The organism is Mesorhizobium sp. LNHC232B00 (assembly GCF_000502435.1).
GTDB lineage: Bacteria > Pseudomonadota > Alphaproteobacteria > Rhizobiales > Rhizobiaceae > Mesorhizobium > Mesorhizobium opportunistum.
Genome location: NZ_AYWP01000004.1, coordinates 205,169 through 228,642, shown reverse-complemented (window position 1 = coordinate 228,642; position 23,474 = coordinate 205,169). Strand labels below are relative to the sequence as shown.

At 64.2% G+C, this 23,474-nt stretch carries 22 protein-coding genes and 1 riboswitch; of the genes, 13 read left to right on the top strand and 9 right to left on the bottom strand.

Going from position 1 to position 23,474, the window contains the following annotated elements; all coding sequences use genetic code 11:
* Positions 1-388: 388 nt before the first annotated feature.
* From X743_RS160295 to X743_RS160320, 6 genes are all read left to right on the top strand, one after another.
* On the top strand, positions 389-1,330 hold the full coding sequence (locus tag X743_RS160295; RefSeq protein WP_013896812.1) for a D-ribose ABC transporter substrate-binding protein: 942 nt from the start codon (positions 389-391) through the stop codon (positions 1,328-1,330).
* 77 nt (positions 1,331-1,407) lie between these two features.
* Positions 1,408-2,070: a DUF2291 family protein gene (locus X743_RS160300; RefSeq protein ID WP_023764829.1), complete on the top strand. Its 663-nt coding sequence runs from the start codon at positions 1,408-1,410 to the stop codon at positions 2,068-2,070.
* Positions 2,067-3,662, top strand: a complete 1,596-nt coding sequence (locus tag X743_RS160305) for a sugar ABC transporter ATP-binding protein (RefSeq protein ID WP_023764828.1) — start codon at positions 2,067-2,069, stop codon at positions 3,660-3,662. Before X743_RS160300 ends, X743_RS160305 begins: the two co-directional genes overlap by 4 nt.
* A complete protein-coding gene (locus X743_RS160310) occupies positions 3,662-4,726 on the top strand; it encodes an ABC transporter permease (protein ID WP_023764827.1) in 1,065 nt (354 codons plus the stop codon). The genes X743_RS160305 and X743_RS160310 overlap by 1 nt, the downstream gene beginning before the upstream one ends.
* Positions 4,727-4,728: 2 nt before the next feature.
* Entirely contained in the window at positions 4,729-5,763 is a 1,035-nt protein-coding gene (locus X743_RS160315) for a Gfo/Idh/MocA family oxidoreductase (RefSeq protein ID WP_023764826.1), read from the top strand.
* Positions 5,760-7,598: a hypothetical protein gene (locus X743_RS160320; RefSeq protein WP_023764825.1), complete on the top strand. Its 1,839-nt coding sequence runs from the start codon at positions 5,760-5,762 to the stop codon at positions 7,596-7,598. Before X743_RS160315 ends, X743_RS160320 begins: the two co-directional genes overlap by 4 nt.
* Before the next feature lie 11 nt (positions 7,599-7,609).
* Here X743_RS160320 and X743_RS160325 read toward each other — a convergent pair whose 3' ends face one another.
* Complete coding sequence (locus tag X743_RS160325) at positions 7,610-8,323, bottom strand: transcriptional regulator NanR (RefSeq protein ID WP_023764824.1); 714 nt, start codon at positions 8,321-8,323, stop codon at positions 7,610-7,612.
* Positions 8,324-8,510: 187 nt separating this feature from the next.
* Here X743_RS160325 and oiaX point away from each other — a divergent pair, with 187 nt between their 5' ends.
* Together oiaX and X743_RS160335 are read left to right on the top strand one after the other, a co-directional pair.
* Entirely contained in the window at positions 8,511-9,761 is a 1,251-nt protein-coding gene (gene oiaX, locus X743_RS160330; RefSeq protein ID WP_023764823.1) for a 3-oxo-isoapionate-4-phosphate decarboxylase OiaX, read from the top strand.
* A gap of 8 nt (positions 9,762-9,769) precedes the next feature.
* Entirely contained in the window at positions 9,770-11,092 is a 1,323-nt protein-coding gene (locus X743_RS160335; RefSeq protein ID WP_023764822.1) for a four-carbon acid sugar kinase family protein, read from the top strand.
* An 18-nt stretch (positions 11,093-11,110) separates the two neighbouring features.
* On the opposite strand, the gene X743_RS160340 is transcribed toward X743_RS160335, so the two are convergent.
* Together X743_RS160340 and X743_RS160345 are read right to left on the bottom strand one after the other, a co-directional pair.
* Positions 11,111-11,923 (bottom strand): class I SAM-dependent methyltransferase, encoded by an 813-nt coding sequence (locus tag X743_RS160340; RefSeq protein ID WP_023764821.1) that lies wholly within the window; start codon positions 11,921-11,923, stop codon positions 11,111-11,113.
* Between the two features lie 156 nt (positions 11,924-12,079).
* Positions 12,080-12,619, bottom strand: a complete 540-nt coding sequence (locus tag X743_RS160345) for an Lrp/AsnC family transcriptional regulator (protein WP_023764820.1) — start codon at positions 12,617-12,619, stop codon at positions 12,080-12,082.
* Positions 12,620-12,667: 48 nt separating this feature from the next.
* Between X743_RS160345 and X743_RS160350 the strand changes: the two genes are divergently transcribed.
* From X743_RS160350 to dhaL, 4 genes are all read left to right on the top strand, one after another.
* Complete coding sequence (locus X743_RS160350) at positions 12,668-13,858, top strand: MFS transporter (RefSeq protein WP_023764819.1); 1,191 nt, start codon at positions 12,668-12,670, stop codon at positions 13,856-13,858.
* Positions 13,859-13,915: 57 nt separating this feature from the next.
* Positions 13,916-14,130: riboswitch (FMN riboswitch) on the top strand.
* Positions 14,131-14,206: 76 nt separating this feature from the next.
* Positions 14,207-14,680, top strand: a complete 474-nt coding sequence (locus X743_RS160355) for a 6,7-dimethyl-8-ribityllumazine synthase (RefSeq protein WP_023764818.1) — start codon at positions 14,207-14,209, stop codon at positions 14,678-14,680.
* A 74-nt stretch (positions 14,681-14,754) separates the two neighbouring features.
* Positions 14,755-15,762, top strand: a complete 1,008-nt coding sequence (locus tag X743_RS160360; RefSeq protein ID WP_023764817.1) for a dihydroxyacetone kinase subunit DhaK — start codon at positions 14,755-14,757, stop codon at positions 15,760-15,762.
* Between the two features lie 14 nt (positions 15,763-15,776).
* Complete coding sequence (gene dhaL, locus X743_RS160365; protein WP_023764816.1) at positions 15,777-16,412, top strand: dihydroxyacetone kinase subunit DhaL; 636 nt, start codon at positions 15,777-15,779, stop codon at positions 16,410-16,412.
* Here the strand turns inward: dhaL and X743_RS160370 are convergent.
* The 3 genes from X743_RS160370 to X743_RS160380 form a co-directional block, all read right to left on the bottom strand.
* The gene (locus tag X743_RS160370; RefSeq protein WP_023764815.1) at positions 16,409-16,849 is read right to left on the bottom strand and encodes an RpiB/LacA/LacB family sugar-phosphate isomerase; all 441 of its coding nucleotides are present in this window, start codon (positions 16,847-16,849) and stop codon (positions 16,409-16,411) included. The two genes, dhaL and X743_RS160370, sit on opposite strands and share 4 nt — an antisense overlap.
* A 34-nt stretch (positions 16,850-16,883) precedes the next feature.
* Positions 16,884-17,642: a triose-phosphate isomerase gene (locus X743_RS160375; protein WP_023764814.1), complete on the bottom strand. Its 759-nt coding sequence runs from the start codon at positions 17,640-17,642 to the stop codon at positions 16,884-16,886.
* A gap of 61 nt (positions 17,643-17,703) precedes the next feature.
* A complete protein-coding gene (locus tag X743_RS160380; RefSeq protein WP_023764813.1) occupies positions 17,704-18,474 on the bottom strand; it encodes a DeoR/GlpR family DNA-binding transcription regulator in 771 nt (256 codons plus the stop codon).
* Positions 18,475-18,739: 265 nt separating this feature from the next.
* Here X743_RS160380 and fba point away from each other — a divergent pair, with 265 nt between their 5' ends.
* Positions 18,740-19,804 carry a class II fructose-bisphosphate aldolase gene (gene fba / locus X743_RS160385; RefSeq protein ID WP_023764812.1) on the top strand — a complete coding sequence of 355 codons (1,065 nt, stop codon included), beginning with the start codon at positions 18,740-18,742 and terminating at the stop codon, positions 19,802-19,804.
* A 63-nt stretch (positions 19,805-19,867) separates the two neighbouring features.
* On the opposite strand, the gene X743_RS160390 is transcribed toward fba, so the two are convergent.
* From X743_RS160390 to X743_RS160400, 3 genes are read right to left on the bottom strand one after another with little or no spacing between them, the layout of a single operon-like run.
* A complete protein-coding gene (locus tag X743_RS160390) occupies positions 19,868-20,809 on the bottom strand; it encodes a TIM barrel protein (protein WP_023764811.1) in 942 nt (313 codons plus the stop codon).
* Positions 20,810-20,859: 50 nt separating this feature from the next.
* The gene (locus tag X743_RS160395; RefSeq protein ID WP_023764810.1) at positions 20,860-22,377 is read right to left on the bottom strand and encodes a glycerol-3-phosphate dehydrogenase; all 1,518 of its coding nucleotides are present in this window, start codon (positions 22,375-22,377) and stop codon (positions 20,860-20,862) included.
* A gap of 46 nt (positions 22,378-22,423) precedes the next feature.
* On the bottom strand, positions 22,424-23,464 hold the full coding sequence (locus tag X743_RS160400) for a 2-hydroxyacid dehydrogenase (protein ID WP_023764809.1): 1,041 nt from the start codon (positions 23,462-23,464) through the stop codon (positions 22,424-22,426).
* Positions 23,465-23,474 lie beyond the last annotated feature (10 nt).

The window sequence follows — 23,474 nt, the reverse complement described above, 5'->3', positions numbered from 1 at the left end:
ATCACCTTCACCCACGGCCTCAGACGCTTCAACGCCATCGTAGACGGCTTCGTTCTCGCCTCACAAAAATGAGCCCGAAGCAAATGTGTGCCCACGCTAGCCCACAAGGGGAGAAGGGAAAAGGGCGACTGCTTAGATACAGATCACCTGAATTAGTGGTTGACTCATCATACCAGTTGGCTTTAGCTGTTCGTGGGCTCGGATCGATCATGCTTCGCTGAAAATTCGAAGCCGGTGCGAGTGGAGGACGGCGGGGCGCGAGTGCAGTTCGGACGACAGCCGGCAAACGGCTTTGAGCCCGGGCGGCGGCCTGCATCGCCAAGACGAATTCAAACGCAGACGGGTGGCCTCGATCGATCGAGGCACGGTTTTTCAACGGGAGGACTTCATGAAACTTACACGCAGAATGACGCTCGCGGCTTTCGCCGGCGTATTGGCACTTGGCACCGCGGCACCGGCCTTCGCGGCCGACCTGATCGCCATCATCACTCCCTCGCACGACAATCCGTTCTTCAAGGCAGAGGCCGTCGGCGCCGAGGCAAAGGCCAAGGAACTTGGTTACGACACATTGGTGCTGGTCCATGATGACGACGCCAACAAGCAGTCCGAGCTGATCGACACCGCGATCGGCCGTGGCGCCAAGGCGATTATCCTCGACAATGCCGGCGCCGACGCCACGGTCGCCGCCGTGCAGAAGGCGAAGGACGCGGGCATTCCTTCCTTCCTGATCGACCGCGAGATCAACGCCACCGGCGTCGCCGTGGCGCAGATCGTCTCCAACAACTACCAGGGTGCCCAGCTCGGCGCGCAGGAATTCGTCAAGCTGATGGGCGAAAAGGGCAATTTCGTCGAGCTGGTCGGCAAGGAATCCGACACCAATGCCGGCATCCGCTCCAAGGGCTATCATGACGTCATCGACGACTATCCGGACCTGAAGATGGTCGCGCAGCAGTCGGCCAACTGGAGCCAGACGGAAGCCTATTCCAAGATGGAATCGATCCTGCAGGCCAATCCGGACATCAAGGGCGTCATCTCCGGCAATGACACGATGGCGATGGGTGCCTATGCGGCGCTGGCCGCGGCAAACCGCAAGGATGTCATCGTCGTCGGCTTCGACGGCTCGAACGACGTGCGCGACTCCATCACCTCCGGCGGCATCAAGGCCACGGTGCTGCAGCCGGCCTACGCCCAGGCGCAGATGGCGGTCGAGCAGGCCAACGACCTCATCAAGAACAAGAAGTCGCCCGAGAAGGAAAAGCAGCTGATGGACTGCGTTCTCGTCAATGGCGACAATGCCGCCAAGCTTGAGACCTTCGCTCTGAAGAACTGAGCCGGCGCAACGCAAACAGCGAGGGGCGAACCCAGGGTTCGTCCCTCGCCTTCATTTCACTGGGATGCTTGACCGCGATGCTGAACAAGCCGACCTGGCCAGCCAAGGCGATCTGGCCGATCCTTGCCCTGACCGCCAGCATTGGCCTCGGCGCCTGCAAGATCCTGCCGACGCCGTCGGCGCAAGGCGACGCCAACGCGTCGACCTTCAACCCCGACAAGATGGTCGAGGATATCTGGGCTTCGAAGGTCATCCCTTATCTCAGCCAAAAAGCCGGGCCGTTCGCCGAGGTCCATGCGCTGGCGAAAATGGATCAGGCGGCAGCCGGCGCCAAATACGGTAATCCCAAGAAGCAGGCGAATTCGCCATGGACCTTCGCGGTCCGCGTCGAAGGCAAGATCGTCGCGGCCAACACGCAGTCCCGCGCGGGCACGATGGATATCGACGTCGACGGCGACGGCAAGGCGGATGCACGTGTCCAGATCGGACCGGCAATGCGCGGAACGGCGTTGCGCGACAGCCTCGATTTCGTCCAGTTCAACGACTTCACCAACCAGATCGACTTCGCCCAGTTCGGCAAGGCGTTCAACGCCCATGCCGGCAAGACCGTGCTTTCCAAGCTGCCGCGCGAGGCGCTGGAAGGCCGTACCGCCAAGGTGCTCGGCGCCTATACGATCGAAGGCGGCCAGGATCTGCCGTTGGTGACTCCGGCGGAGGCCGAGATCGGACCCACGCCATGAGCACGGCGGTCGGTCACGACGTCATTTTGAAGCTGGAAGACGTCTCGAAGGTCTATGCCGGCACCGTCGCGGTCAAGCAGGCCAATTTCGAGGTGCGCAAGGGTGCGGTCAATGTTCTGGTCGGCGAAAACGGCGCCGGCAAATCGACGCTGATGAAGATCATTGCCGGCGTCGAGCAGCCGACGGCTGGACGCATCCTGCTCGACGGCAACGAAGTCTCGTTCTCGTCCTCCGGTGACGCGGTGAACCGCGGCATCGGCATGGTGTTCCAGGAACTGAACCTGTTCGGCAACATGACCGTCGCCGAGAACATTTTCGCCACCCGAGAGATCACCAACCGATTTCGCAAGATCGACCGGAAGGAGCAGGAAAGGCGCGCGGGCACATTCCTCGAGCGGCTCGAGGCCGGGATACGGCCGGATATGCTGGTCGAGGACCTGCGCATCGGCCAGCAGCAGCTTGTCGAGATCGCCAAGGCGGTTTCGCTCGACGCGCGCATCCTGATCATGGACGAGCCGACCTCGGCGCTGAGCGCCGCCGAAGTCGAGATCCTGTTCAAGGTGATCGCCGACCTCAAGTCGCGCGGCGTGGCGATCGTCTATATCTCGCACCGGCTGGAGGAGCTGATCCGCATCGGCGACTACATCACCGTGCTGCGCGACGGCCGCATCACCGGCCAGGAGGAGATGAGAAACGTCGACACGCAGTGGATCGTGCGGCAGATGATCGGCTCGGACGCCAAGGATTTCGCCAAGGCCGACGACCATGCGCCGGGCGAGGAAATCTTCCGCGCCGAGGACATCTGCCTGCCGCGCGCCACCGGCGGACTGGCGGTCGACCACGTCTCGCTGTCGCTGCGTGCCGGCGAGATCCTCGGCATCTATGGGCTGATGGGCGCCGGGCGCAGCGAGTTGTTCGACTGCATCATGGGCCGCCATGGCCATGCCAGCGGCAACATCTTCATCGACAGAAAGCAGGTCCGGGAACGCGACACGACGCGCCGCATCCGGCGGGGTCTGGCGCTGATCCCGGAGGACCGGCAGCGCGAGGGCCTGGTGTCGATCCTCTCCGTCGCCAGCAATCTGACGCTGGCAAGCCTGTCGCGCTTCGTCAGTCTGTTCCACATCCGTAGCGCCGCCGAACGGCAGGCCGTGCTGCAGATGGTACGGGAACTTGCGATCAAGGTCGCGGATCCGGCGCAGGAGGTTTCGTCGCTGTCCGGCGGCAACCAGCAGAAGGTGGTGATCGGCAAGGCGCTGCTCACCGGACCCAAGGTGCTTCTGATGGATGAGCCCAGCCGCGGCATCGATGTCGGCGCCAAGGCCGACGTCTTTCGCACCATGCGCAAACTGTCGCGCGATGGGCTCGGCATCCTTTTCGCCACGTCCGATCTCGATGAGGTGATGGCGCTCTCCGACCGGATCGCGGTGATGAGCAATGGCAAACTGACCGGCATGTTCGAGCGCGCCGACGCGACCGAGGCCGCGATCGTCGCCGCATCGGCGCTCGGCCACGGACCTGTCCCCGCACATCCTGCCCCCGCAGATCTTGCCCCCGCACATCTTGCCCCCACACATGGAGAGCAACGCTGATGACTGACATTCCGGCCAGGGCGGCGCAGTCGTCGGCCACCAGCGGTTCCGCACTGCTGACGCTGATGAAGCTCAGGACCTTCATCGCGCTGATTGCCGTGCTGGTGTTCTTCTCGATCGCGGCGCCGAACTTCCTGTCTGCGGCCAATTTGATCCTGATGGCCAAGCACGTTGCGCTCAACGCCTTCCTGGCCATGGGCATGACCTTCGTCATCATCACCGGCGGCATCGATCTTTCGGTCGGCTCGATCGTCGGCCTGTGCGGCATGATGGCCGGCTATCTCGTGCTCAACGGCATCGACCTGCAGATCGGCTACACCATCTATTTCAACGTTTTCGAGATCGCCCTGATCACGCTGGCGGTCGGCATCCTGATCGGCGCCGTCAACGGATTGCTGATCACCAGATTAAACGTCGCGCCCTTCATCGCCACGCTGGGCGTGCTCTATGTGGCGCGCGGCCTGGCGCTGCTGTCGTCGGACGGGCGCACCTTCCCCAATCTGGTCGGCAAGCCGGAACTCGGCACCACGGGCTTCGGCTTCCTCGGCGCCGGCCGACTCGTCGGCCTGCCGGTGTCGATCTGGATCCTGATCGTGGTGGCGCTGGGTGCCGCCTATCTCGCCAGATACACCCCGCTCGGCCGCCACATCTTCGCCGTCGGCGGCAACGAGCGCGCGGCGCGGATCTCGGGCGTGCGCGTCAACATGGTCAAGATGTTCGTCTACATGTTCTCTGGTTTCTGCGCGGCGATCGTCGGCCTGATCATCTCGTCGGAGCTGATGGCCTCGCATCCGGCGACCGGCGAAAGCTTCGAATTGAATGCCATCGCCGCGGCGGTGCTTGGCGGCACCTCGATGTCGGGCGGCCGCGGCACCATCGGCGGCACCATCGTCGGTGCCTTCGTCATCGGTATCCTGTCGGACGGGCTGGTGATGATGGGTGTGAGTTCCTTCTGGCAGATGGTGATCAAGGGCCTCGTCATCATCGTCGCGGTGGTCGTCGACCAGGCGCAGCGCCGGCTTCAGCAGCGCGTCACGCTGATGCAGATGGCAAAGGCGGGCTGATCATGGCTAAATTGCGTGGAGCGCTGATCGGCTGCGGCTTCTTCGCCGTCAACCAGATGCATGCCTGGCGCGACATCGAGGGCGCCTCGATCGTCGCCATCTGCGACCGCGATCCGGAACGGCTCCGGATCGTCGGTGACCAGTTCGGCATTTCCAAGCGCTACACCGATGCGGCTGCGATGCTTGCAGGCGAGACGCTCGACTTCGTCGACATCGCCACGACCGTCGGCAGCCACCGGCCGCTGGTCGAGTTGGCAGCCAGCCACCGCGTTCCTGTGATCTGCCAGAAACCGTTCGCGCCGACGCTCGCCGACGCCAAGGCGATGGTCGCGGCCTGCGCCGTGGCCGGCGTGCCGCTGATGGTGCACGAGAATTTTCGCTGGCAATCGCCGATCCAGGCGGTGCGCGCCGTGCTCGACAGCGGCGAGATCGGCACGCCCTTCTTCGGACGCATCTCCTTTCGCTCCGCCTACGACGTGTTTTCCGGCCAGCCTTATCTGGCGACCGGAAAACGCTTCATCATCGAGGATCTCGGCATCCACATCCTCGACATCGCCCGTTTTCTGTTGGGCGACGTATCGAGCCTCACTGCCCGCACCGCGCGCATCAATCCCGCCATTGCCGGCGAGGATGTCGCCACGATGCTGATGGACCACGAGAGCGGCGCCACCTCGGTGGTCGATTGCAGCTATGCGACAAGGCTCGCCGTCGAACCGTTTCCCGAAACGCTGATCGAGATCGATGGCAGCGACGGCACGCTCCGGCTGGCGCGGGGCTACCAGCTCACCGTCACCGGCAAGAGCGGCACGACGGCCAGGGACATTTCGCCGCCGCTTCTGCCCTGGGCATCGCGGCCATGGCACAACATCCAGGAAAGCGTGCTGGCGATCCAGCGGCACTGGGTCGACTGCCTTGTCGGCGGCAAGGAGCCGGCGACCTCGGGCGCCGACAATCTCAAGACGTTCGCGCTGGTCGAGGCCGCCTATGCCGGCGCCGCGAGCCGCAAACCGGTGCGGCTGGACGAGCTGCTGAAATGAGCGTGGATGGCTTCCTCCTCTGCGGCACACGCGCGGCGGAAGCCAGGCCGGTCCGGCTCAGCGCCGGCCCGCTCAGCGCCGATTTCGTCAACGGCAATTTGCGCACCATCCGCCATGGCGGCACCGAGGTGCTGCGCGCCATCGCCTATATCGTGCGCGACCGCGACTGGGGCACCTACGAACCCGTGCTGGCGGACCTGACCATCGACCAGGGCGCCGATGCTTTCTGCGTCGGCTACACGGCAAGCTGCGCCGGACCGGGCGAAAGCCGGCTCGCCTTCCGCGCCACCATCAAGGGAGCGGCCGACGGCCGGCTGGTATTCGACGTCAGCGCGCTGCCCGAAAGCGATTTCGAGACCAACCGCTGCGGCTTCTGCATCCTGCATCCGATCGCGGGACTTGCCGGCAGCCCGGTGACCGTCGAGCATACAGACGGCAGCGTGGTGGATACGACACTGCCCGACCTGATCGACCCTTGGCAGCCTTTCAAGGATTTGCGCGCCATCACGCATGCGGTGCGGCCCGGCGTCACCGCCGAGTGCCGGATGGAAGGCGACATTTTCGAGATGGAGGACCAGCGCAACTGGTCCGATGCCTCCTACAAGACCTATGTCCGGCCGCTGGCGCTGCCCTGGCCCTATGTGCTGCCGGCGAAGGAACCCGTGCGCCAAACCATCAGCCTGCGCATTGCGGGCGAGGCCAACCCTTCGGCCACGGCTTCGGGCAATGAACCGGTCCGCATCGAGCTTGGCGAAGCCGGACCAAGACTGCCCGATATCGGCGTGGTCATTTATCCCCAGGATGTGGAGGCAACGCTGGCGGACCGGCCGATGCTGTCGAAGCTCGGCCCGCAGCAGCTTTTGCTCCACTTCGACCCGACGCGCGGCCATGGGCTGGACGCCTTGCGCGCCCATGCCCGGCTTGCCGCCGCTTGCCCTGCGGCAACAACGCTGGAATGCGTTGTCGCCGGCACCAGCGATCTCGATGCCGAACTCGCAGCGGTCGCCGACATGGTGCGCCAAGCAGGCCTGCGGCTCGACGCCGTCGCGGTATCGCCTTCGGTCGACCGGCAGTCGACGCCGCCGGGCAGCGCCTGGCCGGCATGCCCGCTGCTCGAGGATGTCTACGCCGCCGCCCGCCGAGCCTTTCCCGATATTCGTCTCGGCGGCGGCATGTTCAGCTATTTCACCGAGCTCAACCGCAAGCGCGTTCCGGCCGGGCTGCTCGATTTCGTCACGCACTGCACCTGCCCGATCGTGCATGCGGCCGACGACCTCAGCGTCATGCAGTCGCTGGAGGCATTGCCGTTCATCACCCGGTCGGCGCGGGCGATCTTCGGCGACAAGCCCTACCGGATCGGGCCGTCCACCATCGCCATGCGGCAGAACCCCTATGGCGGCACGACCAAGGACAATTTTGACGGCCAGCGCATCGCCATGGCCAATCGCGATCCGCGTCATGCCGCCCAGTTCGCCGCCGCATGGACGATCGGCTATGCCGCGCGCGTCGCGCCGGCCGGACTGGAGATGCTGACGCTGTCGGGCTTCACGGGGCCATTCGGCGTGCTGGCGGCATCCGGGGAACCTGCCGCCGAGGGATCGCCGCGGCCGATCTTCCAGGCTATCTCCGCGCTTTGCGGACTGGCTGGGCTCGCGCATGTTGCCGCGAAAACGAGTGACGAGACGCGGGTGCTGGCGCTGGCCGGGCGCTCCACCTCGGGCGAGACCGTCGCATGGCTGGCCAACCTGACGGCGGACGATGTCCCGGTCGATGCGTCCAAGCTTGGCGAGGGCCGTCTCGTCATGCCGCCCTACGGGATTGCCAGGATCGGTTAGGCTAATTTAGGCTACTTCTCGGAATTCATCACATAGAGCGCGCGCGAGCGTTCGAGATGCTTGATCATCGCCTTCTCGGCGCCGTCGGCATCCTTGTGCTCGATGCGGTCGATGATCTCCTCGTGCTCGGTCAGCGTGTACTTTTCCTTGCCGGTCCAGATCAGCATCTCAGTGTGGTATTCCTTCAGCCAGCCGAGCATCGCCTCGCTGACGGCGACATAGATCGGGTTGCCCGAAATGGCCGCGATACGGCTGTGAAATTTCATGTCGGCGGAAATGAAGGCTTCCGAATTGCCGCGTGCGCCGCGCTGCTCGGCAACGGTTTCCTTGAGCTGCCGCACATCCTCGGCGGTGGCCCTTTCGGCGGCCTCCTTGACCATGCCGCGTTCGAAGAAGATGCGCGCGCTCTTCAGATGCTCGAGCGTATCCTTCGATGAAGACAGGATGATCTTGGCCGCACCGTCGACCTGTCTGATGATCGACTTGGCGGTCAGCTGCAACACCTTGGCCCGCTCGCCATGCGAGATGGCGACAAGGCCCATATTGCTCAACGCCTGCATGGCCTCGCGGATCGCAGGCCGGCCGACCTCGAAGCGCTCCATCAATTCGCGCTCCGACGGCATGTCATCACCCGGCTGCAATTCGCCGCTGGTGATCAGCCGCTTCAGCCTTGCAAAGACTTCGTCGGAAAGCTTGCGCCGGACGATCGGTTCCGAACGGTTCATCGCCGCGAATCACTCCCTTGCCCCGATTCCTGTGTAGCATTCCGGGCAGGACTATCGGAATGCCTGCCCTTAACCGACGCCCGTCGCGGCAGCCGGGATATTTGCTTGCAATACTTATGTACTCATTATACCAGATTTCATTTGCAACGAAACTTTTTTCGAACCCTTTCGACCCGGTCCATCCATCATGATCACCCTCACCTATCGCATTGAAACCTCAGGCAGCATAGAAGCCCTGGCGGCCAAGATCGCCAGCGACCAATCGACAGGCACCTTCGTTGCGCTGCCCGGGGAAACCGAAGAGCTGAAGGCGCGCGTGGCGGCACGGGTGCTGGCGATCCGGCACCTGCCCGATGCGGAGCAGCCATCCATTCCCGAGGCCGGCACCGGACCTTTCAGACGCGCCGATGTCGACATCGCCTTTCCGTTCGATGCCATCGGCACCGACCTCTCGGCTCTGATGACCATCGCCATCGGTGGCACCTATTCGATCAAGGGCCTGTCGGGCATCCGCGTCGTCGACATGAAGCTGCCGCAAGAATTCAGGGGCGCCCATCCGGGGCCGCAATTCGGCGTTGCCGGCAGCCGCAGGCTGACCGGTGTCGAGGGCCGTCCGATCATCGGCACCATCGTCAAGCCGGCGCTGGGCCTGCGACCGCACGAGACGGCCGCCATGGTCGGCGAACTGATCGCGGCCGGTGTCGATTTCATCAAGGACGACGAGAAGCTGATGAGCCCGGCCTATTCGCCGCTGGCGGAGCGGGTGAAGGCGATCATGCCGCTGATCCTCGATCACGAGCAGAAGACCGGCAAGAAGGTGATGTACGCCTTCGGCATCTCGCATGCCGACCCGGACGAGGTGATGCGCAACCACGATATGGTGCTCAAGGCCGGCGGCAATTGCGCGGTCATCAACATCAACTCCATCGGCTTCGGCGGCATGGCGTATCTCAGAAAGCGGTCCGGCCTGGTGCTGCATGCCCACCGCAACGGCTGGGACATCCTGACCCGCCATCCCGGCCTCGGCATGGATTTCAAGGTCTGGCAGCAGTTCTGGCGGCTGCTCGGCGTCGACCAGTTCCAGATCAACGGCATCGCCTCGAAATACTGGGAGCCGGACGCATCTTTCATCGCCTCCTTCGAGGCGGTGACGACGCCGCTGTTCTCACCTGACGATTGCGCCCTGCCGGTCGCGGGTTCCGGTCAGTGGGGCGGACAGGCGCCCGAGACCTACGAGCGCACCGGGCGCACGGTCGACCTGCTCTATCTCTGCGGCGGCGGCATCGTCAGCCATCCGGACGGCCCGGGTGCCGGCGTGCGCGCCGTCCAGCAGGCCTGGCAAGCCGCCGTCGAGGGCATTTCCTTGGCGGACTACGCAAGCAGCCATGTCGAACTGACGCGCTCGATCGAGAAGTTCGGCGACGGCAAGGCCGCGTGAGCGAGGCCATGCAGAACCTGCTGCTCAGCTATTATGGCGACGACCTCACCGGTTCGACCGACGTCATGGAGGCACTCGAACTCGGCGGCTTGCCGACGGTGCTGTTCATGCGCCAGCCCGACCTGCCCCTGGTGGCGCGATTTTCGCATTGCCGCGCCGTGGGACTGGCGGGCACCAGCCGCAGCGAAACGCCGCAATGGATGGACGAAAACCTGGCGCCGGCCTTCGAATGGCTGAGAGGGCTCGGGGCGGCGGTTTGCCACTACAAGATCTGCTCGACCTTCGATTCCAGTCCGACGATCGGCAGCATCGGCCGCGCCATAGAAATCGGCAGGGGTGTCTTCGGCCAGAAGGCCGTGCCGGTGGTTGTCGGGGCGCCGCAACTCAAGCGCTATACAGCGTTCGGGAACCTTTTCGCTGCATTCCGTGGCGACTATTTCCGCATCGACCGGCATCCCGTCATGAGCCGGCATCCGGTGACGCCGATGAACGAGGCCGATCTGCTCCTCCATCTGTCTCACCAGACCGGTCTCGCTTCCGGCCTTGTCGACCTGGCGGCATTGCAGGCCGATGATCTTCCCCGACGGGTCGACCAGGCCATGCAAGACAGGGCAATCGTCCTGTTCGACGTCGAGAGCCGCCAGACGCAGAAGCGCGTCGGCGAACAGGTCTGGCGCATATGCGAACAAGGCCATGGTTTCGTCGTCGGATCCTCCGGCGTCGAATATGCGCTGCTTGCCGAATGGGCCGACAAAGGCATCGCCGCAGGGCATGCGTCCTTCACACCGCCCGGTCCGGTCGACCGGCTCGCCGTGGTCTCGGGCAGTGTGTCGCCGACCACGGAGAAGCAGATCCGTTTCGCGCTCGCCCATGGGTTCGACGGCATCCAGATGGACGCAATGCAGTTGGTCTCGGAGGGCGCCGGCGAAGCGATCGAGCGCGCCGTCGCCAGCGGATTGTCGAGCCTGGCGGCGGGGCGCAGTGTCATCCTCTACACCGCGCTCGGTCCCCAGGCCGATCGCAGTGCCGAGATCGACCATATCGAAGGCGCACGCAACAGGCTGGGACGGGCGCTGGGAACCATCCTGCGCCGGCTGGTGGCGACAGAGAAACTCAAGCGCGCGGTGATCGCCGGCGGCGACACGTCGAGCCATGCGCTGGGACAATTGTCCATCGATGCGCTGACCGTGCGCATGCCGTTGCCGCAATCGCCCGGCTCGCCGCTTTGTCTCGCCCATGGCGGCGGCGAGATCGACGGGCTCGAAATCGCGCTGAAGGGCGGTCAGGTCGGCACCGACGCCTATTTCGAGACGATCCGGCTGGGAAGCTAGGACACGCTCGATGGCAGACTAAGCCAGGGCCACGATCACGTGAGCCTGGATTTTGGCGGCAACCTCCCCGCTGCCATGCCTTTCCGCGATCGCGGCCGCGGCATAGTCGGTAGCGGCTTCCAGTTTTCCGGCGTCCCTGGCCTCGATTTCGCTGCGAAGAACCGTACCCTTGCAATAGGCAACGGCCGGCAGGCGCGGCGAGGATGCACGGCTCTGTTCGGCTCTGGTCTCGATGACCACATGGGAGAACCCTGCGTCTTCCAGATCGCCGCGGATCAGGGCCGTATCGTGATAGCCATGGGGTGTGCGCGCCAGAAAGCGTGGCGGATCGTCCGGAAAAATCCTTGCGAGAGCATTCGTCACATCATCGGCAAATACGTTCTCCTCGATGCGATCCCAGACGTTGAACAGGAAGTGTCCGCCGGGCTTCAGAACCCGCCTCGCTTCGCGGTAGGCGGTTGAACGGTTGGGAAAGAACATCGCGCCGAACTGGCAACAGACGACATCGAAGGCCGCATCCTCGAACGGCAGCGCCATGGCATCCGCCTGGCGCCATGTGATGCGGCTGTCGGGAGCTTGTCGCGAAGCGGCGTAGTCGAGCATGGGCTGGTTGAGGTCGCTCACGACATAGCTTGCGCCAGGGGACAGTTTTGGCGCCAATGCGCGGGTGACCACCCCGGTGCCCGCGGCGATTTCCAAGACCGCGCCGGGCGACAGGGACGCAGCCCGCCGTGCCAGATCGGCGGCGAAAGGTTCGAAAATCAACGGCACCATATAGCGGTCGTAGTTTTCCGGGATCGAACCGGTAAAGGCCTTATCCGTTTCCAACATTGCCATCCCCCGCCGTCAGTTTGAAACCTCGCGAGACCGGCACGCGATTGTCCCTCTGCGGCGCAATCGCTGGGAGCCGACCTGCTTCAGCCCTTGTCTTACCACGCCCGCGACCTGGTCGCGACAGGCTTGCGCTGGGCGTCAACGAGCCCAGACCTAGTATAGCGGCCGGCTCATATGTTGGGGCGTTGGCCATTGCGTGGTGACGCCGGGCTGCACCGGCCGCTCGAGATAGGTCGACAGCACTACGTAGCTGCGTGTCGAGGTGACGCCAGGCGTTTCATAGAGACGCGACAGCAATCCTTCGAGCGCCCTCGGATCCTCGGTGCGGACCTTGAGCAGCACGCAGGTATCGCCCGCGACGGTGTGGATCTCCTCGACTTCCGGATATTGCGAGATCGCCATCAGTTCCGGCGTCTTGCCCCAGCCCTTGGTGTCGATATGCACGAAAGCGAGCAGCGGCTTTCGCACCGCATTGGGGTCGATGATGACAGCCGTGCCGCGTATGGCGCCGCTGCGCCGCAGGCGCTTGACCCGCTCATGGGCGGCGGGCGGCGAAAGGCCGACACGGTCACCCAGTTCGGCGTAGCTGACCGTGGCGTCCTCGACGAGAACGCCTAATATCTTTCGGTCGATCGCGTCGACATCACGGGGTGCTGGCCTGTTCTGCCGAATGCCATCTGTTTCTTCATCCATATCGATAATCCCGATTGCTACAGAATTTAATACGGCCATTATGTTGATATGTCGAACAGTGATCAAGCCACGACCTTCGCAGCCGAGGCCAGGCCGCCGATCCCGGCGCTGGCCTATCTTTTGACCGGGTGCATCGCCGTGATCGGCTCGAACTCGCTGGTGCTGGGCCCGATTGCGCCGGCGGTGGCCGCGTCGTTCGCAACCAGTGTCCCGGCCGTGATGGCTGCTGCGGCCGCGTTTGGCCTGGGCACCTCGGCAAGCGCCCTGTTCCTGGCACGCTATATCGACCGCCTCGGCGCACGCCGGATGCTGCAGGGGGCGTTGCTGCTGCTGGCGCTGGCACTTGTCGCGAGCGCGGCGGCGCCGACGGTGATCATGCTGGTCGCGGCACAGCTGCTGGCCGGCATCGCCGCCGGCATCGCCATGCCCGCGATCTATGCCAGTTCGGCGGCGATCGCGCCGCCCGGCCGCGAAAGCGGGACGATCGGCGTCGTGCTCACCGGATGGACGCTCAGCATGGTGGCCGGCGTTTCGCTGTCGGCCGTGCTTGCCGATCTCGTGCATTGGCGCGCCGTCTTCGCCGCCGTCGCGCTCCTCGCGATGCTTGCACTGGCCGGCCTCACCATGACGTCGCTGAGCGACATCAGGAAGAGCGGCCCGGCGCCGGCGCCGCTGGCCGCGCTCGGCATTCCCGGCATTGTGCCGCTTCTCGTCGCCTGCGCGGCCTTCATGACCGCCTTCTACGGCGTCTATGGCTATCTCGGCGACCACCTGCACAGCGGGTTGGGCAAGCCGGTGAGCGCCAATGGGTGGGCCGCGCTCGCCTATGGCATCGGCTTCGGCGCGGCTGCTCTCCTCGATGGCGTGATCGATCGCCTCGGCGCCCGTCGCGTCATGCCGTTCGCCTATCTGCTTGTCGCCATCGTCTACGTCGCCATTGCCACGACGAGCGACAGTTTCGGGTTGACCATAGCCATGGTCGCGGTGTGGGGACTTGCCAATCATTTCGGGTTGAATGTCCTGGTGATGCGCCTCTCCGCGCTCGATCCCTCGCGGCGCGGCACGATCATGGGCCTGAACAGCGCGGTGACCTATCTGGCGGTCTTTGTCGGCACCACCGGCTTCGGCCCGCTCTATGCCACCTTCGGTTTTGCCATCTGCGCTATGATCGCGGCATTGCTCATGCTGGTTGCCGCCTCGGCGGCGGCATGGCGCACGCGCCACTCGAGCAGCACCTGATAGGCCAGCGCGTTGGCGCGGTTGACAGCCGCCCCCTGCCCTTTCATACAAAGCCGTCAATGTTCTCAGGGCGGGGTGAAAGTCCCCACCGGCGGTAGGGGTTTCGACCCGAGCCCGCGAGCGCTTTCCAGTCCACGCGCCAATGCGTGGATTCTTAAGTGCTAGAGCGTCCTTTACGCGTCCAAGAGGACGCATGGCGCTCTAGTGGAAAGGTCAGCAGATCCGGTCTGATTCCGGAGCCGACGGTATAGTCCGGATGAAAGAGAACGAACGAAAGACGGACTGCCTCGGCGGGCCGGATTTTGTATCGTGCGTCCTGATTCTGGTTCGAAACGGAAGGATGGACCCATGAATCAGCATTCCCACAAAGACTATGAAACTGTTCGCATCGCCGTCGTTCGCGCGCGGTGGCATGCCGATATCGTCGACCAGTGCGTTGCGGCCTTCGAGGCGGAGCTTTCCGCTATTGGCGACGGACGCTTTGCCGTCGATGTCTTCGACGTGCCCGGCGCCTACGAGATCCCGCTGCACGCCAAGACCCTGGCCCAGACCGGCCGCTATGCCGCGATCCTGGGCGTGGCGTTTGTCGTCAATGGCGGCATCTACCGGCATGAGTTCGTCGCCGGCGCCGTCATCGACGGCATGATGAACGTGCAGCTGTCGACCGGCGTGCCGGTGCTTTCGGCGGTGCTCACGCCGCACAATTATCACGACAGCGCCGAGCATCACCGCTTCTTCTTCGAGCACTTCACCGTCAAGGGCAAGGAAGCGGCCAATGCGTGCGTCCAAATCCTGGCGGCCCGCGAAAAGATCGCGGCATGAAATGTTCGCGGCCGGGTGGAAATCGCGATAACACACGGTAGTATTTGCGAAATACCGAATTCGGGAGGATGCCGGTGCAGACCAAGAAGATCATCAATGACGGCAACCGAGCCGTCGAGGAGATGCTCGAAGGGATCCTCGCCGCGCATCCTCGCCACCTCAGGAGCGCGGACGGCAGCCCGCGCTCGATCGTCGCCCGCGACGGGCCGCGGCCCGGCAAGGTCGGGCTGGTGATCGGCGGCGGCTCGGGCCACGAGCCGACCTTTCTCGGCTTTGTCGGCAAGGGACTGGCGGACGCGGCGGCCATCGGCAATGTCTTTGCCTCGCCACCACCCGATCCGATCCTGGAATGCGCCAAGGCGGTTAGCGGCGGCGCCGGCGTCCTGTTCATGTACGGCAACTATGCCGGCGACGTGATGAACTTCGACATGGCGGCCGAGATGGCCGGCATGGACGACATCGAGGTGCGCACCGTGCTGACCACCGACGACGTCGCTTCGGCACCGCGCGACCAGCGGGACAAACGCCGCGGCGTCGCCGGCAATTTCTTCATCTTCAAGGCAGCCGGCGCCGCATGCGACCGGATGCTCTCCTTCGACGAATGCGAGCGCATCGCGCGCAAGGCCAACGACCGCACCTTCACCATGGGCGTGGCGCTGTCGCCCTGCTCGCTGCCGCAGACAAGGCGGCCGAATTTCGAGATCGGCGCCGACGAAATGGAGATCGGCATGGGCATCCATGGCGAGCCCGGCATCGCGCGCGGCAAGCTCGGGACCGCCGACGAGATCACCGACGAGATGCTGGACAAGATCCTCGCCGAGATGTCGCCTTCGCGCGGCGACAAGGTCGCGGTGCTGGTTAACACGCTCGGCTCGACGCCGCTGATGGAGCTCTACATCATGAACCGCCGGGTCAAGCAGAGGCTCGACGACATCGGTGTTTCCATCCACGCGACCTGGGTCGGCAACTACTGCACGTCGCTGGAAATGGCCGGCGCATCTGTGACCTTGATGCATATCGACGGCGAACTGCAGACGATGCTCGACCACCCTTGCGACTGCGCCATGTTCCGCGCCGGCTGACGAAAGAGCGATCCGTGACCATCGATGCCGCCGACCTGAAAAGAATGTTCGATGAAATCGCCGTGGCGATCGAGGCCGACAAGGACCGGCTCTGCCGGCTCGACGGTGTCATCGGCGACGCCGATCACGGCATTGCCATGGCGCTTGGTTTCGGCGCCGTACGCGATGCGCTGGCATCGCTCGACCTCTCGGCTGTCGAGCCGACCGCGCTGCTCAACGGCGCGGCGAAGTCGTTCCTCAATGCGGTCGGCGCTTCCTCAGGCCCGCTCTATGCGACGGCCTTCATGCGCGCGGCTGCAGCCGTCAAGGGCAAGGGGACGCTGACGGACGCGGAATTCATCGCCCTGTTCCAGGCCATGGCACAGGGCATCAAAGACCGCGGCAAGGCCGAGCCTGGCGAAAAAACGATGATCGATGCCTGGCAGCCGGCTGCCGAAGCAGCCGCTGCCGCGCATGCTGCCGGCAAGACGCTGTCCGAAAGCTTGGCCGCCGCCCTTGCCGCGGCTGAGTCTGGTGCTGAAGCGACCAAGGACATGGTCGCGACCAAGGGCCGCTCGGCCCGGCTCGGTGAGCGCTCGCTCGGCCACGTGGATCCGGGTGCGGCGTCCGCCGTCACCGTCATCGCTGCGATGACGAAAGCTTTGGCTTAAGCCTTTGCCGTATCGAGCCTGTTTATGGCCTGGACATTGCCGACCGACGGTCCCTTCTCGTCGAACTCGGAAGCGAGCCAGGTATCCACGATAGCCTTGGCCAGTTCCGGGCCGATGACGCGGGCGCCCATGGTGATGATCTGCGCGTTGTTGGATTTGGCCGCGCGTTCGGCCGAATAGGTGTCGTGGGTGAGTGCGGCGCGGATACCCGGCACCTTGTTGGCCGAAATCGAAACGCCGATGCCTGTGCCGCAGAACAGGATGCCGCGATCGTTGTCGCCGTCGACGATCGTCTGGGCGAGCTTTTGCGACAGGTCGGCGTAGTAGCCGGCCTGGCTGAGATCATTGACGGTGAGACCGGGTTTGGTCGCCAGATGTGCGGCGATGACATCGAGCAGCGGCTTGCCGGCGCTGTCGGCTCCAATGGCTATTTTCATGATCGTGTCCTTTCTTGACTGGATGCGTTTGATTTCAGATCGTGGCCGAGGCGCGGCCGAGGATGTCGATGTAGCCTTGCGCCTGCCAGGCGGAGCGGCCGATGAAGAGACCGTCGACATTGGGCTGACCGATCAGCTCGGCGGCATTGCCGGGATTGACGCTGCCGCCGTAGAGCACCGGCGGGATGGACGGCAGCAGGCCCCCGGCCACGGTCTTGATCAGTCCCTGCTGCTTGTCGGCATAGTCCGAGCTGGCCGGAATGCCCTTGTCGCCGATCGCCCAGACCGGCTCGTAGGCGAACAGGATTTTCGCGCCCTTCCCTTCCTCTTCGAGGAATTGCAGCGCCCCCTCGACTTGCCTGGCCAACACCGCATCGGCCTCGCCGCTTTCGCGCTCGGCCAGCGTCTCGCCGACGCAGATCAGCGGGATCAATCCGTGCTTCACGGCCGCCGCCGTCTTCAGACCGACGGTGCGATCGGTCTCGCCGAAATGCTCGCGACGTTCGCTGTGGCCGAGTTCGACCAGATCGAGCCCGCAATCGGTCAGCATCACAGGTGAAATCTCGCCGGTCCAGGCGCCGGCATCGGCCCAATGCATGTTCTGGGCGCCGACTTTGACCCGCGTCGAGGACAGCGCCTGCCTGACCTCCCGAACTGCCGTGAATGGCGGGATGACGAAGGGTTGGATGCGGTCATCGAAATCAGGGACGAACCCGGCCAGGATCGCGGCGAATTCCATCGCCTCGGTGAGCGTCTTGTTCATCTTCCAGCTTGTACCGACCCAGTAAACCACGCTTACCGCTCCTTGCCTTCTGTTTGACCACGAACTCCCGAAGAGAGCTCCGCTTTCGGGATCATGGTCCCTTGTCGATCACCGTCAGCGAAACGCCGCCGGCCGCCAATGCCTCGCGCATTCCAGGCCCCGGCTCGCGTCCGGTGAAGACGGCGTCGAACGCGCTGAGATCCGTCAGGAAATGCAGCGCCGTGCGGCCGAACTTGCCGTGATCGACCAGCAGATAGTTGCGGGTGGCGGCCGCCATCATCAGCCGCTTGGACTGCACCACCTCCTGATCCTGATGGAAGGCGGACGCGCCGTGGATGGCCGATGACGACAGGAAGGCGACGTCGGCGCGCAGCGATTTGAGCGAGGCCTCGGCAAGCAGGCCGAAAAAGCCGTGAAACTTCTTGCTGTACTGGCCGCCGAGCGCGATCAGGTTGATGCCGCCAGTGCCGGCCAGTTCCTGGATGACAGCCAGATTGTTGGAGATCACCGTCAGCGGCCGCAAATCGGCGAGATGCCGCGCAATGCCGCCCGCGGTCGAGCCGTCGTCGATGATCACCGTCTGGCCGGGTTCGATCATCGCGACCGCCGCTGCCGCCAGGCGCTGCTTTTCCTCGGTAGCCTGCTTCTGCCGGTAGCGGAAATCGCTTTCGAAGAGGCTGCTCGGCTGGATCGAGGCACCGCCGCGCACCTTGCGCAGGAAGCCGCTTTCCTCAAGTTCGTCGAGATCGCGGTGCACGGTCATCTTCGAGATGCCAAAGCGCAAGGCGAGATCCTCGACGCTCGCCGCGCCGGCGTCCATCAGGAAATCCATGATGCCTTGCCGCCTGGTATCGCTCTTCATCGCAGCCGACCGCCGAATGGTGCTCCTTGATCGAGCCTAATAGATAGCAGGTATCGTCGCAAAAGTATCAGGATTTTTGTTATAATGAGATATTTTCATGGGATATGCCCACAGCTTTCATCACGGCACTGTAACAAGAATTGCGGCTGGGATGGTCTCTGGCGGTTGCGGTCGCGCCGAAATCCGGCCAGAAGCATCGACGGGCTGAACGATGCGCGGACAGTCCGCAACCACAGGTTCGAAACCAGATACGGGAGACTAATCGTTGGCTCGCATCACACTGAGACAATTGCTCGATCACGCCGCCGAATATGGCTATGGCGTGCCGGCCTTCAACATGAACAACATGGAACAGGGCCTCGCCATCATGGAGGCGGCGGAAGAGACCAAATCGCCTGTCATCCTGCAGGCAAGCCGCGGTGCGCGTGCCTATGCCAATGACGTGGTGCTGGCCAAGCTGATCGATGCGCTGGTCGAAATCCATCCCGACATCCCGGTCTGCATGCATCTCGACCATGGCAACAACGAAGCCACCTGCGTCACCGCGATCCAGCATGGTTTCACCTCGGTGATGATGGACGGTTCGCTGAAGGAAGACGGCAAGTCGCCGGCCGACTACGCCTATAATTCCGGCATCACCAAGCGCGTCGTCGACATGGCGCATTGGGGCGGCGTTTCCGTCGAAGGCGAGATCGGCGTGCTCGGCTCGCTCGAGAGCGGCGGCGGCGAGCAGGAAGACGGCCACGGCGTCGAAGGCGCGATCAGCCACGACCAGCTGTTGACCGATCCGGTGCAGGCCGAACAGTTCGTGCGCGACACCCATGTCGATGCACTGGCGGTGGCCATGGGCACCAGCCACGGCGCCTATAAATTCTCGCGCAAGCCCGATGGCGCGGTGCTGGCCATGAACGTCATCGAGGAGATCCATCGCCGCCTGCCGAACATGCATCTGGTCATGCACGGCTCGTCCTCGGTGCCGGAGGACCTGCAGGAGATCATCAACAAATATGGCGGCCAGATGAAGCCGACCTGGGGCGTGCCGGTGGAAGAGATCCAGCGCGGCATCAAGCACGGCGTGCGCAAGATCAACATCGACACCGACAACCGCATGGCGCTGACCGGCGCCATCCGCAAGGTGCTGACCGAGAACCCGAGCGAGTTCGATCCGCGCAAATACCTGACGCCGGCGATGGCTGCCATGCGCAAGCTTTGCAAGGAGCGGTTCGAGCAGTTCGGCACCGCCGGCAACGCACCGAAGATCAAGCCGCTGCCGGTCTCGGAAATGGCCAAGCGCTACAAGTCGGGCAGCCTCGATCCGAAATTCGGCTGACGACTATCCGACCGGGACGAATCCGGTTCAACGGGCGGGCGCCTATCGGCTCCCGCCCGTTTTCTATCCGGCCTTCGGCACGAGGCCGGATCTGCCTGTCTCGATGAAGGGCGCCCAGTAGTCGACCGATTCCCGGATCATGGCGACAACCTGGTGATCGACCGGTTCGCGTTCACGGAACGACAGTTCCAGGCAAATCTCATTGTCCGTGCCGCCGCCGCGCCGCACCGTCTCCAGCAGTTTTTCCGGCGTGATGCGACCGTCCTTGTTGTAAGCCGCTGTGAACGGCCAGTGGCCGCCCTTGTTCATCGACGACTGCTTGATGTGGATGATCGGCGACTTCCTGGGAAAGGCTTCGGCCCAGGCATAGGGATCGATGTCGGCCGGATTGCTTGAGGTGACGTCGCCATGGTCGATATCGACCATCATCTCCAGCGGAATGGCCATGCCGGCGGCGTCGATCGCGCCTTGCAACCGCCGGCAGTTCTCGATTGTGTGGCCGAATTCGCGGCCAACCGACATCGGCTCCCAGAACAAATAGCTCAGCCCGGCCGCGCGGGCGTGTTCGGCGACCTCCCGCCAGCACTCCAGTGCGATGTCGAACAGCCACGCGCGGCGCTCCGGGTCGTCGAAGTCGCGATGGGTGAAGATGGCGAACTGCGTGCCCATGCCGCTGGCGCCAAGCTCGGCGGAGATGTCGGCGAAGGTCTTGAACCAGTCGACATAGTAACGGCGCACATCCGCGTCGGGATGGCCGAAATGGTTGAGCCGGCCGTAAGGGCCGGTCATGCCCGAAGTGACGCGTACGCCGGTGCGGGTGAGCGCGCCGCGAAACAGCCGGACGAATTTGACGATCGTCGCCGCCGGCCAACCCGGATTGACGAATTCATGCGTGAGCTGAACGTCCCTGATGCCGATGTCGTAGGCAATCGTATCGATCAGGTCGTCCGGCTCGGCGAAGCGGTTGACCAGCGGATTGGTGTTGAGGGAGAGCGTGAAGGCCAAGGTCGCGATCCCTCCTCAGCGCTGTCGCGGGACATTGGCGATGGCGGCCATCAGCCTGCCCTCGCCAGCCGGTTCGTACACCAATGCTCGAAGGCGGCCCTTTCCTCGACCGACAGATGCAGCCCATGCTTGGTGCGCCGTTCCAGGATGTCGGCTGATGTCGCCGCCCACTCCTGGTCGAAGAGATAGTTGGCCTCGCGCTCGAAGAAATCCTTGCCGAAGCATCGCCCCAATCCGGCGAGCGACCCCGTGGCACCGACCAGAAGGCGGGTCCTGGTGCCGTAAAGCCGCCCATAATGCTTGATCAGCGATGCCGGCATCCACGGATACTCACGGCCAAGGTCGCCGAGGAACTGTTCGAAATCGGCATTGGCGATATCGCCGCCGGGCAAATGTTCTTTCGCCGTCCAGGGCTTGCCCATCCGGGGAAAGAACGGGGCTATCCTGTCCAGCGCATGTTCGGCAAGCTTGCGGAAGGTGGTGATCTTGCCGCCGAAGACGGAGAGCAGCGGCGCCTGCGCGTCGGGCGCATCGAGCTCGAAAATATAGTCGCGGGTCACCGCACTCGGGTTATCGGCATTGTCGTCATAGAGCGGCCTGACGCCCGAGAACGAATAGACGACATCGCTGCGCGCAAGGCCGCGCTTGAAATAGCGGTTGACCACCCTGATCAGGTAATCGATCTCGCTCTCATCCGCCGTCACGTCCTCGGGCCGCCCCTCGTAGGGAATGTCGGTGGTGCCGATCAAGGCGAGATCGTTCTGATAGGGGTTGATGAAGATCACGCGCTTGTCGCTGTTCTGGACGAGATAGGCGTGGCGTCCCTCCCAGAATTTAGGCACGACGATGTGGCTGCCCTTGACCAGTCTGACGTTGCGCTTCGAGTTCTGACCGGCCACGCGGTTGACGATGTCGTTGACCCAGGGGCCGGCGGCGTTGATCAGGGCGCGTGCCCGAACCGTCGTCCTGGCGCCGGTTCTGCCATCCCGCATCTCGACGACCCAGAGGCCGTTCTCGCGGCGGGCGGCGGTGCAGGCGGTGCGGGTGAAAATCTTCGCTCCGCGCTCGGCGGCGTCGAGCGCATTGATGACGACGAGGCGGGCATCGTCGACCCAGCAGTCGGAATATTCGAAGCCGCGCTTGAAGCTGTCGTTGATCGGCGCCCCTTCGGGCGCCGTGCGCAAGTCGAGCGTGCGGGTCGCCGGCAATCGCTTGCGGCCGCCGAGATGGTCGTAGAGGAACAGGCCGAGCCGCACCAGCCAGGCCGGCCGGTCGTCGGGGCTGTGCGGCAGCACGAAGCGCATCGGCCAGATGATGTGCGGCGCCGATTCCAGGAGCACCTCGCGCTCGATCAGCGCCTCGCGCACCAGGCGGAATTCATAGTATTCGAGGTAGCGCAGGCCGCCATGGACGAGCTTGCCCGAGCGGGAGCTGGTGCCTTCTGCGAGATCGTCCTTTTCGCACAGGATGACGGAAAGGCCGCGGCCCGCCGCATCGCGCGCGATGCCGGCGCCGTTGACGCCGCCGCCGACGACGAAGAGGTCGACGATTTCGCTGCCGCCGCTCATCCCACCTTGGCCTCGATGCCGCATTGGTATGCCATGGCCGCCACCCTCAGCACGGATTGACGGGAGGAAGGCCGGCGATGTAGCGGCGCACCTCTTCGGCGGCCTGCTCGGCGGCATAGGTCACGGTGCGCACCGAGGCGCCGGCGATATGCGGCGTCAGCGTCACGTTGGGAAGCTGCAGCAGGGGCCAGTCCGATGGCACCGGCTCGACCGCGAACGTCTCCAGCATGGCGCTGGCGATCTGCCCCGAAACCAGCGCCTCGTAGAGCGCGTCATAATCGACCAGCGGCCCGCGCGCGGTGTTGACGAAGATCACGCCGGGCTTCATCCGCGCGATGGTGTCCTTGCCGATCAGGCCGCGCGTCTCCTCGGTCACCCTGGGATGCAGCGTGACCACATCGGAGCGGGACAGGAGATCGTCCAGCCCAACCAGCTCGACGCCGGCATTGCGATCCTCCGCGCTCAACTGCACATAGGGGTCCCTGACCAGCACGTGGCAGCCGAAGGCACGCAGCAGGCGGACCACCTTGGTGCCAATATTGCCATAGCCGACGACGCCGACGGTCATTTCGCCGAGTTCTCGGCCGGTGCGGTCGGCGCGGTAGAGATCGCCGCGCCATTCTCCCTTGCGCAAGGCCTCATGGCCGACCCTGATCAGCCGCGTCTCGGCCAGGATGGCGCCGATGGTGAACTCGGCGACGGCAGTGGCGTTGCGGCCGGGCACGTTGACCACGGTGATGCCGTGATCCCTCGCCGCGGCCATGTCGATGTTGATCGGGCCGCCGCGCGAGACCGCAATCAGCTTGAGCCCCGGCAGGCGCCGCATCATGTCCTCCGACAAGGGCGCGAGTTGGGTGACGAGGATCTCGGCATCGCCGATGAAATCGACGACCTCGTCGGGATGGCCGAAATATTCCTTGACCTTGTCGAGGCCGAGGGCCGGATTGCCGAACTCCATCGGCTCGTCGGGCCAGGCCGTCTGCAATGTGCGGATATCGAGGTCGCCACTCGCGACCTTCTCGATTTTGGCGCGAAACACCTCCGGAAGCATGAAGTTGTCGCCAATGATCGCTATTTTCCTGGGCATACTCGACTTC